Source organism: Citrobacter sp. Cpo074, from assembly GCF_030332745.1.
In the GTDB taxonomy this organism is placed as follows: domain Bacteria; phylum Pseudomonadota; class Gammaproteobacteria; order Enterobacterales; family Enterobacteriaceae; genus Citrobacter; species Citrobacter portucalensis.
In genome coordinates this window covers 82,861-98,606 of sequence record NZ_JAOWHG010000038.1, presented here as the reverse complement: position 1 = coordinate 98,606, position 15,746 = coordinate 82,861, and the positions used below count along the sequence as shown (strand labels likewise).

The following is a 15,746-nucleotide window of genomic DNA, read 5'->3' as shown; positions in this document are numbered from 1 at the left end:
TATGAGTAAAAAAATAACGGTTTTTGGAACGCGTGGTATTCCCGATGTATTGGGCGGTGTGGAGACACACTGTCAGAATCTTTATCCTGCCATTAAACAGCAGTTCGACGTGGATATTTGCGTGATTGCTCGCTCGCCATATGTAAATTACAAACGATCGGTATATAAAAAAGTCGAAACCTACGCGCTGTGGGCACCCAAAAAGCGCTCGCTGGAAGCTATTGTCCATTCCGTTATAGCGGCGTTTAGGACACGTATCGACCATTCGGATATTGTGCATGTCCATGCTATCGGCCCTGGCCTTGTGATCCCACTCTTACGCGTGATGGGTAAGAAGGTGGTTTTTACCCACCACGGGCCCGATTACGATCGCCAGAAATGGGGATTTGTAGCCAAAAAAATATTGTTGCTGGGTGAGCGTTGGGCGGTGAGATATGCCAACGAGGTGATTGTGATTTCTGACGTTATTAATCAACTGATCCAGAAAAAACACGGTCGCTATGATGCGCATTTAATTCACAATGGCGTGAACGAGCCGCGGTTATTATCACAGCTCACCATCGACAATACGCTCTCCCGCTTTGGGCTGCAGCCGAAAAACTACCTCGTGGTGGTTGGGCGGTTTGTGGAAGAAAAAGGAATGCATGATGCCATCGCCGCTTATCAACACAGCGGTTTGACCATACCGTTAGTGTTAATTGGCGATGCGGATCATCCGACCGAATACAGCGTGCGCCTCAAAAAGCTTGCCGCCGACACGCCAGGTGTTGTGATGACTGGTTTTTTACGTGGTGACGAACTTCAGGCGGTGTTTTCGCAGGCTAAATTGTTTGTGATGCCCTCATACCATGAAGGATTGCCTATTGCGCTGCTGGAGGCAATGTCATTTTCTCTTCCGGCCGTCGTCAGTGATATTCCGGCTAACCTTGAAGTTCAACTGCCCGCCGAGGCCTATTTTAAGGTGGGAGATGTAACCGGTCTGGCTGAAAAATTAGGCCAAGGGGCAACAGCAAATAGCGTGGACTATGGTGTATATTTGCAAAACTACAATTGGCATGAAATCGCCAAAAAGACGGTTAACGTCTACCACTCCATTGATAAAGATATAGGTTAATTTTGACCAGTCCTCAAAATCGTCCTCCTGCCATCGAACGGTTTTACGCTCACCTTGATGAGCGGATAGCGGAGGAATTGACCCCTGAACAAAAAGAAGGGGTGGAAAAAGCGCTCCTTGCTACAACCCTGACTTCGCGGCATCAGATCGATATTCGCAGAAGCTTTCCTTTTTTCAGTAAGCGCTATTATCTGGTTTTTTTGTTTGGCAGAGATTTACGCCGCCAGCATCGCCAGGAATCAACCCTGTCGAGAATGTTGCTCACTTTTTTGCTGCTGATTGCCGTGCTATTCGTCACCTGCTGCATATTGCTGACGCTGTATATGATCAAATCCGCGTTAGGTATTGATGTGTTCCAAAATTTTCACGTAGGTATCTGGGACTGGTGGTTAAGCCTGAAAGACCGCTAGCGTTAACAAATTGGTGGAGGACGTCATTGCGATGAAGCGTAAATGGGTTTGTGCGTTGTTGTGCATGTTTTTCCCGCTAACGGTTATGGCCGCATTGACGACCGTTACCCCCAAAGCATTGACGGGCCCGTTAACCAATCCGGGGATTGGCGTGGCAAGTTTTCATCAGGGATACGGTGAAACGCTGGGGCTGGCGGACTATCCCAATACCGGATTTGAATACGAGCGTTTTTACTGGCGGGACCTGGAGCCAGTCGAAGGCCAGTACAATTTTGCGTTGGTGGATGATGCCTTCAAATACGCGGCGGCACATCGCCCTGCGATGAATGTCGGGCTACGATTTATGGCTCTGGCAGAGCCGGAAAGCGGTTCGCAAATACCTGACTGGCTGATTAAAAAAGGCGTGAAAGGAACCTGGACGCCGGATAAAAAGACATTTGCCCCGGATTTAGACGATCCTCTGTTTATTGAATACAGCCAGCGTCTGTTGAACGCATTTGGTAAGCGCTACGATGGTAATGAGAATCTCGCGTTTGTTGATATTGGCATGGTGGGATCGTGGGGAGAATGGCATAACAGCAACTTCCCGAACCTGAAGCCATTACTGGAGCGATACACCACGGCGCAACTGGATCGCTACGTCGCGATGCACTTTTCTGCTTTTCCGGTGACGCCAAAAACCATGCTGATAAGCGGCGGTCAAAGTCTGGCGAATGCGGTGGCGCGTGGGGCTGGGTGGCGTGCGGACTGTTGGGGGGACCTGCGCGTATTTTCGGACTCCTGGAACCATATGGCTGATGATTACCCCCAGCGATTGCTGGCTGCGCCGCAGAGTTATTCAGGGTTTAACGATGCCTGGAAACGTGCGCCGGTGAGTCTGGAGATCTGCTCGTATATGCAGGACTGGAAGAACACCTTTCACTATACACGTGCTGAAGTGCAGGGGATTTTTGACTGGGCGGTCAAGCAGCACGCCAGTACCATTAACCTGAAATCGAGAACGATACCCAGCGACTATCGACCGATTGTCGACAATGCGCTGACCAAATTGGGCTATCGATTTCGCCTTGCGTCCCTGAGCCATGAGTCTGTGTGGGACAGCGGACAAACGCTGACATTAAACAGTACCTGGTACAATGAGGGTATCGCACCGATTTATCTGCCATACATGCTGGCATTCCGGGTCGTAGACAGCGCCAATAAGGTGGTGGCACAGGGGAATTCCGCGGAGGATATTCGCCGCTGGCTCCCCGGTAAGTATCAGGTCAGTTATGCGTTATCTATGCCAGGCCGACTGGCGAAAGGGCAATACGCGATTGAGGTTGCGATGCTGGATAAGTCGGGTGCGGCGAGAATTAACTTTGCCAATGAAGGGAAACAGAGCAGCGGCTGGTACCGGGTGTCAACAATAACGGTACGCTAGTCAGACACAGCAGCGAGCCTGACGGTCAGGCTCGCTGCTGAGAACATTAAATTTGATACCCATTCGGGTTATTTTTTTGCCAGTTCCAGGTGTCACGCATCATTTCATCAAGGTTGTAGATGGCCTTCCAACCTAGCTCTTTGTATGCCAGCGATGGGTCAGACCAACATTCGGCAATATCTCCGGGTCTTCTGGCGACAAACTGATAGTTTATTTTTGTCTGCGCCGCTTTTTCAAACGCCTCAATCAGATTAATCACGGAATAACCAACACCGGTACCGAGATTAATCACTTTGTAAGCCGCGCCTTTGTTCTGGCAATCCAGCGCGGCTAAATGACCGGTCGCCAGATCCATGACGTGAATATAATCACGCACACCGGTACCATCAGGGGTTGGATAATCATTACCGTACACCGACACGGTTTCCAGCTTACCAATCGCGACCTGGGAGATATACGGAACCAGGTTATTAGGGATACCGTTAGGATCTTCACCAATCCGACCTGATGGATGGGCGCCAACCGGGTTGAAATAGCGCAGGCAGGTAATGCGAAAATCGGGTTGTGCACGTGACAAATCGGCCAGAATTTGTTCGACCATCAACTTAGACGTGCCGTACGGATTGGTGGTGCCGCCCGTAGGTGATTGCTCGCTCAGCGGCACGCTTTCTGGATTACCATATACCGTGGCAGATGAGCTAAAAATGAAACGATTAACGCCAGCGGCCAGCATCTCATCCAGTAAAACCAGCGTTCCGGTAACGTTGTTTTCATAGTAGGCGAGGGGCTCTTTTATCGACTCTGAAACCGATTTGAGTCCCGCAAAATGAATGACATCGGTGATGTTATGGTCGGCGAAAATGTTTTTTAATGCCTGCCTGTCGAGAACATCGGCGATATAGACAATGGGCTCTCTTCCGGTGAGTTCTGCGACCCTGTCCAGCGAGATTCTGCTGGCGTTCGCCAGATTATCGATGACTACGACATCATCGCCTCTTTCCAGTAGCGTTAACACAGTATGTGAACCAATATAACCTGCACCACCAGTGACAAGAATTGCCATACAGACTCCAGATAAACGGGGATTGATTCACGCCAGTACCATAGAGAACGCGTTATTGGTTACGTTTGGTAAGGTAATAGTTGCGATACCTCACCATGCATTTATAAGATATTTTTTTAAGTATAGATAAAAAGCTGAATTTGTTTATTTTTGTATCATAAACAATATAGTTATTTGAGAAGTTCAGCGTGTGGACGCCGTCACTGTGGTTGATCGACGAATTGATTTGTTCGATCAGATTCTCAGCAAAATTAGCGTCGTTTAGTGTCACTAATTCTTTGATATAGATTGATTTACCATAAGTTTCCGGCGTGCACTCCTGAGTAAGGAAGTACATTTTATTTTCGACATGATAGGAGGCTCCTGCGCCTCGATGATGAGGATTGCTCACCTTCAATGAGGGGGTAATCCGCTGCCATTGTCCATAAATATGATCTGCTGAATGAATAATTATTTCGTTATCCATCGTGGTGGACAACAGATAACAGGTTTCATTAATTGAGATAAATACGTTGTCGGTTAATTTGGTATCAGAGATTAAAACTTTAACTTGCTTCCAGCGTGCAGGGAACTCAATTGACTGAAACAGTATTACCTCTTTTCTTTCTGAAGACTCGGGGATCATGAACAGTTGATCGTTGATATGTATCAGATAAGGGAATGACAAATGACACTTTAAGTCGTCAAAGCCTTCAAGCCTAATATCTTCAAGTTCAACCAGTTCACGGTCAAGAACGCGACATCGTAGCGTGCCTTTTGAGTTGCGAAAGCTAAGAGCTTCATAGAAAACATACAGTTTATCGTCTTTTTCAATCAGAAAAGGATCGGCCTGAAATGTATATTTCTTTTTTAACTGCTGCGCAGTGGATTTGCTTAATATCTCCAGAGTGTTGTCGGGGAATGAGTGTGTACCATTATGCTTAATAAGCATGATGTCCCACGACTCATGATAAAATAACTTATCCATTATTCTTTTTATTTTTGTTTGCATCTGCACCTGCTCCTTTTTATCGCCTGCACCATGTATGAACAGCTGTTTGCGACTCAGTGAATGAGCCTGTCGCAATGTTGTATAAATGTGCGAAAACCGATGTGGAACACCAGTGGCTACTTTAAAACTAGTCGCGAGCCCGTTTTTTGTCCACTAACAGAAATAGGGAGAGGAGATGTCCAGAGCATCCTTGCTCCAGTGGGGGAATTACTCGAAATGCACCTGCGGGTTATCTGCAAGGGAAACGTAGGTTTTGCTGTTTTTATCCAGGGTACGGATTTCACCGCTTTCGATGTCATACACCCAACCGTGCAGACGAAGCGCATTATTGCGCAGCCCAACCGCGACACAAGGATGCGTTTTAATGTTGTTAAGCTGTGCGATAACGTTCTCTTCCACCATGGCGTTAACTTTATCGATTGGGTTATCCCAGGTTTTTTTATCGACCACGGCTTTCGCGGCATCGGCATAGTGCAGCCAGTGAGCGACAGCGGGCATCGGATCCAGGGGCTGGCTATCGGCAATGGCTTTCATCGCGCCACAATTGGAGTGACCGCAGATGACGATATCCGTTACGCCAAGTGCGACAACCGCGTATTCGATGGTTGCGGATACACCACCTGGTTCCGGACCAAATGACGGTACGATATTACCGGCGTTGCGGATAACGAAAAGCTGTCCTGGATCTTGCTGAGTAACGAGTTCTGGAACCAGGCGGCTATCGGAACAGGAGATGAAAAGTGCCTTAGGATTCTGGCTGGATGCCAGGCTGCGGAAGAGTTCCTTGCGTTGAGGGAAAATCTCTTTTTGGAAGTTGAGGAAGCCCTCGATGATATGTTGCATAGCAGTGTCTCTTGTCTCTGTTTAAGCAGGTTATGATGAAGATCACACTTTCCAGTTTAACACCAGCCGACAGAAGGGAAAGACTTTATAGCAGTTCAGCAACATCTTTGGATAATTTTGCCCCACCGTGGCAGGGCAAATCGTGTGATGTACGCTATGCGTTCTGCCATTTCTGGTATGCCGCTTTTAGCCTGTTCATCGCGTCTACCAGTACCGGGCGTGGGCAGCCAACGTTGAGTCTCATATGCCCCTCTCCACCGGGACCGTATTGCGCCCCAGGTGACAGGCCAAGCCTGGCGTCATGCACAAAAAAAGCGCTTAGCTGCTCATCGCTGAGATCCATTTTTTCCGCATTCAGAAATAACAGATACGACGCGCCGCCATACACTATTGAGATCAAAGGACAGTGCTTTTCAATTTCACTTCTCACAAACGCTACATTGTCGGCCAGATAGGCCAATAATTTCTGGTGCCAGTCGGCGCAATGGGTAAAAGCGCTATAAATGGCCGCCTGCTGTAATGAATGCGTCTCGGCAAGGTAGCAGTTATCCAGAAAGTGGTAGAACTGATGGCGTAATTCATCATTCTTAATAATGGCGATTCCGCCCTGGATCGCCGCCGTATTGAAGGTCTTGCTGATGGAAGTAAGCACGATTGACCGACTATCTGGCGCTTCATCAACAGTAAAAAACGGCAAATGGCGCTTTCCTGGCAGGGTTAAATCACTATGCACTTCATCAGACAGAATGATGACGCCTGCCTGCTGGCAATAGTGGCTTATTTTTTCCAACGTTTCCCGCGACCACACCATTCCACCTGGATTATGCGGTGAAGGGAACAAAAACATTTTGCACTGCTTGAGTTTCTCGCTGAAATCATGCCAGTCAAATTCATAGTGCCCGTTTTTCTCAATGAGGCGCGTCTGAATCAAATTCCTACCGCTGGTGTTTACCAGATTAGGATAGGGATCATAGATTGGCGTACAGGTTAAAATATTATCGCCTGGACGGGTAAGCGCCATTAAAGAGAGTACGATAGTTTTTATAACACCGGGAATAAAATGTAACCAGTGTGCCTTGATATCGGCATCATACTGTTGTGCATACCAATGAATAACAGATTCTTTCCATTGTGGATAATCCAGGTTATAGCCTTGCACAGGCTGCGACACCACCGAACGCAGCGTGCTCATGATTGGCTCTGGTGTCGCAAAATCCATATCTGCAATCCACAGCGGTAATACATCGGTGGTACCGTACATCTGTTGTAATTGCCCGTATTTACGACAATTAACATCCCTTGTGACAATATCATCAAACAAAGACATTGTTGACTCCTGGAAAGTCTCTGAAAATAGTGTAAGCAACGCAAAAGCGAAGAATGTTTATGTATATCTAATGGATATATTTAATTTACCCTGGTGATAGCGAATATTTAACTATTTAGTCGTTTATGATTTTTGCTCAACCATATTCTCAGTGGCTTCATTGGGCTCATATTTAGCAATGCCAATACCGGTTGCCGCCCACAGTAGGGCAAAGATGACACCGCTGTAACAGAGGATTGCCCAGGGCAAGTAATCAAGCGTGGCAACGCCCAGCATAGTGGCGCAATAAACGCCTGAGGCAGACCAGGGGATAATCGGTTCGACAACGGTTCCGGCATCTTCAGTGGTTCGCGAGAGGTTTTTTGCCGCAAGACCTCGTTTTTTGTACTCCTCTTTAAAGGCATCACCGCACAGCAGCAACGGTAAGGTTCCATTTGCCGTGCAGGCACAGATGGTAAATGTCGTCACAATCGTGGTAGCCACCAGGCGGAATGTGGATTTAACGCCTTTTGTCAGCGCGTTTATCACGGTGTGCAAAGAGCCCGTTGCACTCATTGCCCCGGCAAAGCTGAAGGCGCTGAAAACGGTAACGAAGCTGCTAAACATTGAAATAGCGCCGCCTCGCTCCAGTAAGCGGGAAACATCGGAAGACAGTGTCGGCAGATTATCTCCGGTAAGCATTGCGAGCTTAAAGCCACTGACCACGGATTCGCCGACAGAGGATGCCGTAAATTGCTGAAAGACTAACGCCAAAATCATTGAGACTATCGTAGATAAAAAGAGCATCGGAATGGGCGGCCTTTTTGACAGTGAGCCATATAAAACGATGATCGGCGGGAGTAGCAGCAGAATATTAAAGTGATAAATCTGACCAATAGAATTCATCAAGTTGGTAATGTTTTCTGGCGCGCTGGACGAGGCATCAATGCCCATGCCCATATAGCTGTAAACGACGCAGCAAATAATAAAACCCGGGCCGGTAGTCCACAGCAGGTGGCCGATATGCGAGTACAGGTTTACCCCGGCAGCCAGTGCAGCCATGTTGGTTGAATCAGAAACCGGTGAGAGCTTATCACCAAACCAGCAGCCTGAAACAATGGCACCAGCGGCAATGGGCAGCGAGACATTCAGACCAATCGCTACACCAATCATGGCAATACCAACGGTCCCGATAGAACCCCAGGAGGTACCGGTGCATACTGAGATCAGTGCTCCCAGCATAAATGCCGAAATATAGAAATACTGCGGGTTAATCCACTTCAAACCATAATAAATCATCATTGGAATAGTGCCTGACACCATCCATGCGCCAATTAAGAAACCGATACTGGCGACAATTAATATGACCGGCAGCGCTTCAGATATTTTATTGCAAATAGATTGTAGAATGTCATCCCACGTGTAGCCGTGAGCGATGGCGATAAACGAGGCGGTTGCCGTTCCCATCAGGATCATGGGTTCAGCACGAATATTGAAGATAAAATATCCGATGCTAATCCCGCCCAGCATGACTACCATGGGTAAAACTGACCAAAAGAAAGACAATGGCTTTCTGTTATTGGCGGTGCAGTTATTTAATTCCATAATTCCATCCCAATCATTAATGGTTGAACACGTCAAATAAATACCTGCTACAGGTCACTCATGTCTGAGTAACATAGTTGCCAGAGCTCATGGCTGAACCCTATTTTATTAACTGCTGCAGATTATCTTTTTTGACCTGCTATTCTGGTGCTTATATTTTAGTAGTAAGGTAAGAGAACGTTTGGTGAATAAATTACCCCTCGGCATAAGGTGAATGATGTCGGCGTTGTTGACTCAATTTTCGATACTGCTGTGGCGGCATGCCAACGTATTTATGGAACGAGCTGTAAAATCGACTGCTGGAGCGAAATCCTGCAATTGTAGCGATATCCAGAATTGTTTTATCCGTATCGCTGAGTAAAGCCCGCACATGGTTAATGCGCATCGCGGTAATATACTGTTTCATCGTCAGTTGCATCACCCGGTGAAAAATACCCATCGCATAATTGGGATTGAGCTTAACGTGTTCGGCAATAGCATCAACCGTAAGCTGTTTGTCGCAGTTGGCGGCAATAAACTCCAGCATCTGGCTGACGTAAAACTGTGAATGCCGTGAAATACTGTTTTTCTGGGTGCGCGACGTTTTGTTACCCAGTACTGGCCGCCAGCCAGCGAGGCTAAAGCGCTTGAGCATTAGCGCGATTTCATCAATGGCTAACTGGCGAATTTGTTCGTTATCGCTATTGAGTTCATTCTGCCAACGCTGTACTTCAAACGCGCTCAGCTGCTGTGAAGCCAACGAAGTAATCACCATCCCGTGGGTCACGTGATTAATCAGTTCCCTGTCCAGCGGCCAGGATAAAAACAGATGCATCGGTAAGTTGAAGATGGCCATCTGTTTACAGTGTCCGGCATCCGTGAGTTGATGGGGAGTACAGGCCCAGAACAAGGTGATAAAACCCTGTTTGCTCTTCACCACTTCGTCATTAAAGAGATACTCCACATCACCATCAAATGGTACGTTCACCTCAACCTGGCCATGCCAGTGGCTGTAGGTCATGGCCAGCGGCGCCCGCAGTTCGACATCCATACGCTGATACTCGGAATAGAGCGCCAGCGGACTTCGCGACTTTTTCTCATAGCTGCGACACATATGGGGGTCGAGCGGCAGCTGCGGGGTACTTTTTGCCATTATGGTTGGGTTCCTGGATAGTGATTCCGGCCATGGGGTAACGCCAAAGCATGAACATAGCTTAACCGAAAAAAAACGTCGTTTTCTCTCCATTTTCGCGAAGTTATTCCCAAAAACTCAGATCCTGTGCCTGTCGCTTGCCGATCTGAGATAGCGGGAATGGCGAGCTGTAATCTCAAAAACGCTCAATCTGGGGAGCCCATGGCAAAGCAACATCGTTTATTTGCCCATAAATCGGAGTTGAAGCGATAGCCAGTATTCAGCGAATACCGTACATTTTTATTTGTATCCACAGCTTAAGGAATCATCATGTCCAGGCTCCGTACTTTGGCCGCGGCGGTAGTTGCCGTTGCTGCGATGACGATGTGTGCCACTCCTGTGTTGGCTAACCCCGGCAATGGCAACGGAAATGGTAACAGTGGCAACCATGGTAATAGCGGGAACAAGGTGAATAGTGGTCATAGCCAGAAAGGACACGCGGACCAAAAAAATAACGCACAATCAGAACAGCGTAAAAATTATGGTAAGCCGGACCATGTTGATAGTGACATCAGCTATAACGTGGCCAGGCAGTATGCTGTCAGATACGGTCTAACGGGCTATAAGTCACTGCCTCCAGGTATTGCCAAAAATCTGGCGCGAGGAAAACCGCTTCCTCCGGGGATCGCCAGGAAGAGCGTTCCGCCATCAATGTTGAATCAACTTCCGTATTACCCGGGCTATGAATGGCAGGTTATTGGCGATAATTTGGTGCTGATTGCACTGAGCACGGCGATTGTCACCGCTGTTATTAATGGTGTGTTTGATTAAGTTTCAACACCATGTCCAGACGAAAGGCCATGTTATTAACATGGCCTTTTTGTTGTGCATTATTCACTAAGGATCACCTGCATAGTCAAAGAATTATATTTTGCACATTTCCCAGTTAATATCTGATAGTTCCGACATGGATCACAATCGCAGTTAAATGAGTTGGCTTGCAGTTGGAGCATCTCCATTATGTGCCTTTTCTTAACAAGGATTACGTTTTATGAACATTCGGCCTCTCCTCGCCTTCACTTTCATCGGAATATTGTGGGGTGCGGGATCTTCACAGGGACAAGCAAAAGAGTGGAATAAAGAACCTGTGGCTGTTTTACAGCAGGGTGCTGAGGCGGGAAATGCGCAGGCGCAGTTTGTGCTTGCAACCGTGTACTTAAAAGGTAAAGAGGTAGAGCAGAATTTCAGTAAAGGCAGCGAGTGGCTGACCAAATCGGCTGAGCAGGGTAATGCGAGTGCCCAGCATCTGCTTGCACTGATGTACTACGAGGGCAAAGGCGGCCTGAAAGATGACAAGAAAGCGGCCGAATGGTTTAGCAAAGCGGCGGCCCAGGGGAATGTCGATGCCCAATACTATCTCGGTGTGCTGTATTTCGAAGGTAAGGGCGTGCAGCAGAATGACAAGAACGCTGTTGAATGGCTGACCCGTGCGGCTGAGCAGGGCAATCTCGATGCGCGTTATCTGCTCGCCTTAGTCTACTTTGATGGTGAGGGCGCGCGCTGGTATGACGGTAAGGTCATTGAGTGGTTTGACAACGAAGTCGGAAAAGGCAATAAGCAGGCCGTCGAGTGGTTAAGCATTGCTGCCGAGCGCGGAAACTATCATGCCATTGAGTGGCTCCATCGTGCGGTTGAGAAGGGCAATCCTGACGCAAAGCGTTTCCTTGAAAGTAAGGCGTCGCTATTCGAGGGCTACAACACCGTTAAGTCATTGAGTAAAGCGGCTGAACGAGGGGATGCCAAAGCGCAGGGATTACTGGGCAGAAAGTACTTTGAAGGTGATGGTGTCGGTCTGGATACTGACAAAGCTTTCGCGCTGTTTAAACAGTCCGCCAGCAAAGGGGACGCGCTGGGCCAGAGCATGCTCGGCGCGATGTATTACCTTGGCGAGGGCGTTGGTGTGGCTCAGGACCACAAAAAAGCGTTTGAGCTGTTTAATCAGGCTGCTCTTCAAGGGGATATGCTGGCCGAGGGCATGCTTGGCATGATGTACGCAAAAGGAGAGGGAACGGCCCAGGACAATAAAAAAGCGGTGGAGTGGCTGGAGAAAGCCGCGGCCCAGGGAGATGCAGGCTCGCAAAAAGATCTTGGCTTGATGTATTTAGAAGGTAATGGCGTTGCCCAGGATGATAAAAAAGCCGCTGAGTGGTTTGAACAGGCCGCAAGAAAGGGAAATGCGGAAGCTCAGGGGATGCTGGGAACCATGTACCTTGAAGGCAAAGGGGTAACTCAGGATTATGCTCAGGCGTATATCTGGAGTGCGGTGGCCTTTGCTAATGGGAATTCTGATGCACAAAATGGACTGGATATCGCGCAGAAGAACCTGAATCCGACAGCCCTGAAAGAAGCTGACGACAAGGCCAGACGCTATTTCGAGCAGCATCGAAATCAATCGGCCCTGTAACGCGCTCGGTTGCACAGTATGGTTTTACGTGAGCCTCTTCGTTAAGAGGGGGAGGCTCACAAACCGTACAGTTTTATTTTTCTATAGAGCGTGGCAATGCTGATCCCCAGTTCTGTCGCGGCTTGTTTTTTCCCCTCAACGCTTGAGCCGAATCGCTGGATGACGTTTTCGATAGCTTCCCTTTCCGCCTGTTTTCCTTTGCTGGCAAGCTGACGGGGTTGCGCGGTTATCGTCGTTTTCCTACCGTCAGCGGCGCTGAGCAGGTAAGGGGGAAGATGGCTGGCGTTGATCCCGGCGGCTTCTCCGCGCATCACAAAAATGTATTCGATCACGTTGCGTAATTCACGAATGTTGCCCGGCCAGTGCCAGGCATAAAGGCGGTTAATAACGTCATCAGGCAGTTTTTGCGGTGGTCGCTGGTAACTGACCGAGAACTCATCGGCAAAATACTGTGCGAGGACCGCGATATCAGCCCGGCGTTCACGCAGGGAAGGAAGTACCAGAGGGACCACGTTCAGGCGATAGAAAAGATCTTCGCGAAACTGATTATTCTCCACCATCGCATTAATGTTTTTGTTGGTCGCGGCAATAATGCGCACATCAATATTGATGGTGTTATTAGAGCCAACGCGGGTGATCGCCTTTTCCTGCAAGACCCTGAGCAGCTTGGCCTGCAGGTGCAACGGCATATCGCCAATCTCATCCAGAAACAGGCTGCCGCCGTTGGCCAGTTCAAATTTTCCCATTCGTCCTTTGGGATCGGCCCCGCTGAATGCGCCGCGAACATAACCAAACAGTTCGCTTTCCAGCAGTTGTTCGGGGATAGCCGCGCAGTTGATTGTCACGAAAGGCGCGGCTTTACGTGGACTGCTTTGGTGAATGGCAAAAGCCACGACCTCTTTCCCCGAGCCACTTTCCCCGGTGATGAGCACGCTGGCGTAACTGTTGGCGATTTTACCGATGGTGCTTCTGAGTTGCTCCATTGAGGGAGAGTGACCAATCAGTCGCACCTGCATGTCGGACTCATAAGGGGATGGAGTAAGGTTACTCAGGTAGTCGTGTGCATCACGAAAGATAACCATGGTTAAGCGATCGTTATCCTGCGAGGAGAGCGAAATTTGTTTGCACAGTACATGATGTTTCTGACCTTCAAGCGTCAGCCACGCTTCTTCATCGCCATACAGGCTGTCTCCGGTTGTTTCAATGGTCAGTGGTAATCCCTGAACCTCACGGTTGAGGATGCGATCGGCTGAATGATTGGCATGCCAGATAAGCCCCTTGCCATCAATTGCCACCACGCCGCGGTCCATAGCATCGATCAGACGCCGAAATGCGCCAAGCGTTTCCTGCGCGCGTAAACGCTCCAGGCATTCAAAGACCTTACTGGAGATCATTACGGCGATTTGCTCAATAAAGGTGACAAATTTATCAATCTGGCTCAGTAACGTGTCACGCTGTGCCTGGGTTGAGCAAATAATCCCGATCACGCCAATCACACGATTATTGAGAAAAATTGGTGCGTTCAAATCCAGCATTTCAGAACAGTAGTGGTGTTTTTCACATAACTGGCACAGCGGATGCTCGCCGGGATTTTTGATCAGTACCGTTTCTCGCACCTGCAAAACGTGACGATAGATGTAGCCATTTTTGGCCACGTTCTCATTGAGCATATGCCGATATTTCCCGGTACCCGCGATGCGCATTAAAGATTCATCAATGATTTCAACGTCCGTGCCCGTTATGCCAGAAATAGCGTCGGCATAATTGCATATATCATCCTGAATATTGCTGAGTACTGAAATCATGGTACTTCTCCGGCAGTGTGTCGCATTTCTCAAGGAAAATGATAAATAGGCGAAGCAATGCAAAAATGATTTGCGAAAAATCAATCTATCACGCTGTTTTTGGATGTTTTTCTTATTTTATCTTCAGCGATCACACTATTTATCAATAATGAGAATTTATCAAAATGAGGCGATAAACTGACGCAGTGATATTTTTTGGTGTCAATTTTTATTTCTATTTAAATTATTGAAATTAAAGCCTTTATTAAAATGTTTATAAGAATTTACTCGGTTAATAAAAAGCTGGTAAGCATTTTGCTCTATTGCCAATACCGATAACGGAAATATCTCTGTATTGCACCGATTACAGGGAATGAAATACCAGGACAATGAGGTTTTATGATGCAGGAAAACTTATCATTTTTTATTAACCAGACACCGTTTACCGAACATCCGAACGCGCCGTTGGCACCGTTTAGCCGCCAGGAACTGGTAAAAGCGTTGAATTTTCATCGGTCTATTCCGGGTTACGCGCCGACGCCGCTGTATACGCTACCGGCGCTTTCACAAAAACTGGGCGTAAAAAATATCTACCTCAAAGATGAATCTCAGCGTTTTGGCCTGAAAGCCTTTAAAGCGCTGGGTGGCTCCTATGCGATGGCGTGCCATATCGCTGAATTAGTTGGTAAGGATATCAGCGAACTGCCGTTTGACGTGATGACCAACGAAGAGGTACGCCACGATCTGCAAACCGTCACATTTGCCACCACTACTGATGGCAACCACGGTCGCGGCGTGGCATGGATGGCGCGCCAACTGAAGCAAAACGCCGTGGTGTATATGCCGAAGGGCTCTTCGCAGCAACGTCTGACCTCTATCCGTAACGAAGGCGCTACCGCTGAGATCGTCGATATGAACTATGACGATGCGGTTCGTATGACCGCAGAACAGGCCGAAAAGTATGGCTGGATTGTGGTGCAGGATACCGCGTGGGAAGGATACGAAAAGATCCCGCAGTGGATTATGCAGGGCTACGGCACGCTAATGCTGGAGGCGATAGATCAGCTGCATCAGGTTGCGCCGACGCACATTTTTGTGCAGGCAGGCGTCGGCTCGTTTGCCGGAATGGTTCAGGGAATGGTGACGGCAGCCTGGGGGGAGAATCGCCCGAAAGTGATCGTCGCCGAAGCGTTAATTGCCGATTGCCTCTACCGCTCAGCCCGTTCGAAAGAGGGAGATGCCATTGCGGTGGGCGGTGATTTACAAACCGTGATGGCCGGTCTCGCCTGCGGTGAGGCGAACAGTATCGGCTGGAAACTGCTGCGCGATTATGCCAACGCATTTGCCTCCTGTCCTGATGAAGTTGCAGCGTTGGGCATGCGCATGTTGGGCAACCCGCTGGCAGGCGATCCACAGATTATTTCGGGTGAGTCAGGTGCGGTTACTACCGGTCTGCTGGCGCTGCTGATGACCTCGCCTGAACTGGCGCAAACGCGTGAGCAACTGGGGCTGGATGCGCACTCTCGTGTGCTGTTAGTCAGCACCGAAGGGGATACCGACCCGCAACAATATCTGGATATTGTCTGGGGCGGTCAGTACCCGGGCATCAACAAATAATTCCCTGATTGAGAG

The 15,746-nt window shown here is 48.5% G+C and carries 13 protein-coding genes; 6 read left to right on the top strand and 7 right to left on the bottom strand.

The window, feature by feature from the left end:
- The first annotated feature begins 1 nt into the window (after position 1).
- From OGX83_RS22190 to OGX83_RS22180, 3 genes are read left to right on the top strand one after another with little or no spacing between them, the layout of a single operon-like run.
- Positions 2 to 1,114, top strand: a complete 1,113-nt coding sequence (locus OGX83_RS22190) for a glycosyltransferase family 4 protein (RefSeq protein WP_048215718.1) — start codon at positions 2 to 4, stop codon at positions 1,112 to 1,114.
- Between the two features lie 2 nt (positions 1,115 to 1,116).
- Positions 1,117 to 1,524 (top strand): hypothetical protein, encoded by a 408-nt coding sequence (locus OGX83_RS22185; protein ID WP_003826052.1) that lies wholly within the window; start codon positions 1,117 to 1,119, stop codon positions 1,522 to 1,524.
- Between the two features lie 31 nt (positions 1,525 to 1,555).
- On the top strand, positions 1,556 to 2,947 hold the full coding sequence (locus OGX83_RS22180) for a DUF4832 domain-containing protein (RefSeq protein ID WP_286589193.1): 1,392 nt from the start codon (positions 1,556 to 1,558) through the stop codon (positions 2,945 to 2,947).
- A 46-nt stretch (positions 2,948 to 2,993) separates the two neighbouring features.
- Here OGX83_RS22180 and galE read toward each other — a convergent pair whose 3' ends face one another.
- From galE to melR, 6 genes are all read right to left on the bottom strand, one after another.
- Positions 2,994 to 4,010: a UDP-glucose 4-epimerase GalE gene (gene galE, locus OGX83_RS22175; protein WP_286589191.1), complete on the bottom strand. Its 1,017-nt coding sequence runs from the start codon at positions 4,008 to 4,010 to the stop codon at positions 2,994 to 2,996.
- A 52-nt stretch (positions 4,011 to 4,062) separates the two neighbouring features.
- The gene (locus OGX83_RS22170; protein ID WP_286589189.1) at positions 4,063 to 5,001 is read right to left on the bottom strand and encodes a glucosamine inositolphosphorylceramide transferase family protein; all 939 of its coding nucleotides are present in this window, start codon (positions 4,999 to 5,001) and stop codon (positions 4,063 to 4,065) included.
- Positions 5,002 to 5,208: 207 nt separating this feature from the next.
- Entirely contained in the window at positions 5,209 to 5,844 is a 636-nt protein-coding gene (locus OGX83_RS22165) for a carbonic anhydrase (protein WP_003826059.1), read from the bottom strand.
- Between the two features lie 154 nt (positions 5,845 to 5,998).
- Positions 5,999 to 7,171 carry a MalY/PatB family protein gene (locus OGX83_RS22160; RefSeq protein WP_286589188.1) on the bottom strand — a complete coding sequence of 391 codons (1,173 nt, stop codon included), beginning with the start codon at positions 7,169 to 7,171 and terminating at the stop codon, positions 5,999 to 6,001.
- Positions 7,172 to 7,294: 123 nt separating this feature from the next.
- The gene (gene nhaC, locus OGX83_RS22155; RefSeq protein WP_032944663.1) at positions 7,295 to 8,755 is read right to left on the bottom strand and encodes a Na+/H+ antiporter NhaC; all 1,461 of its coding nucleotides are present in this window, start codon (positions 8,753 to 8,755) and stop codon (positions 7,295 to 7,297) included.
- Between the two features lie 193 nt (positions 8,756 to 8,948).
- Positions 8,949 to 9,887, bottom strand: coding sequence for a transcriptional regulator MelR (gene melR / locus OGX83_RS22150; RefSeq protein WP_003826064.1), 939 nt, complete (start codon positions 9,885 to 9,887; stop codon positions 8,949 to 8,951).
- Positions 9,888 to 10,196: 309 nt separating this feature from the next.
- On the opposite strand from melR, the gene OGX83_RS22145 reads away from it, so the two are divergent.
- On the top strand, positions 10,197 to 10,697 hold the full coding sequence (locus tag OGX83_RS22145) for an anti-virulence regulator CigR family protein (protein ID WP_286589186.1): 501 nt from the start codon (positions 10,197 to 10,199) through the stop codon (positions 10,695 to 10,697).
- Between the two features lie 220 nt (positions 10,698 to 10,917).
- Entirely contained in the window at positions 10,918 to 12,330 is a 1,413-nt protein-coding gene (locus tag OGX83_RS22140; protein ID WP_286589184.1) for a tetratricopeptide repeat protein, read from the top strand.
- Positions 12,331 to 12,386: 56 nt separating this feature from the next.
- On the opposite strand, the gene OGX83_RS22135 is transcribed toward OGX83_RS22140, so the two are convergent.
- Positions 12,387 to 14,135 (bottom strand): sigma-54 interaction domain-containing protein, encoded by a 1,749-nt coding sequence (locus tag OGX83_RS22135; RefSeq protein ID WP_111465190.1) that lies wholly within the window; start codon positions 14,133 to 14,135, stop codon positions 12,387 to 12,389.
- Positions 14,136 to 14,516: 381 nt separating this feature from the next.
- On the opposite strand from OGX83_RS22135, the gene dpaL reads away from it, so the two are divergent.
- Positions 14,517 to 15,731, top strand: a complete 1,215-nt coding sequence (gene dpaL, locus OGX83_RS22130; RefSeq protein ID WP_258884166.1) for a diaminopropionate ammonia-lyase — start codon at positions 14,517 to 14,519, stop codon at positions 15,729 to 15,731.
- Positions 15,732 to 15,746: the final 15 nt, after the last annotated feature.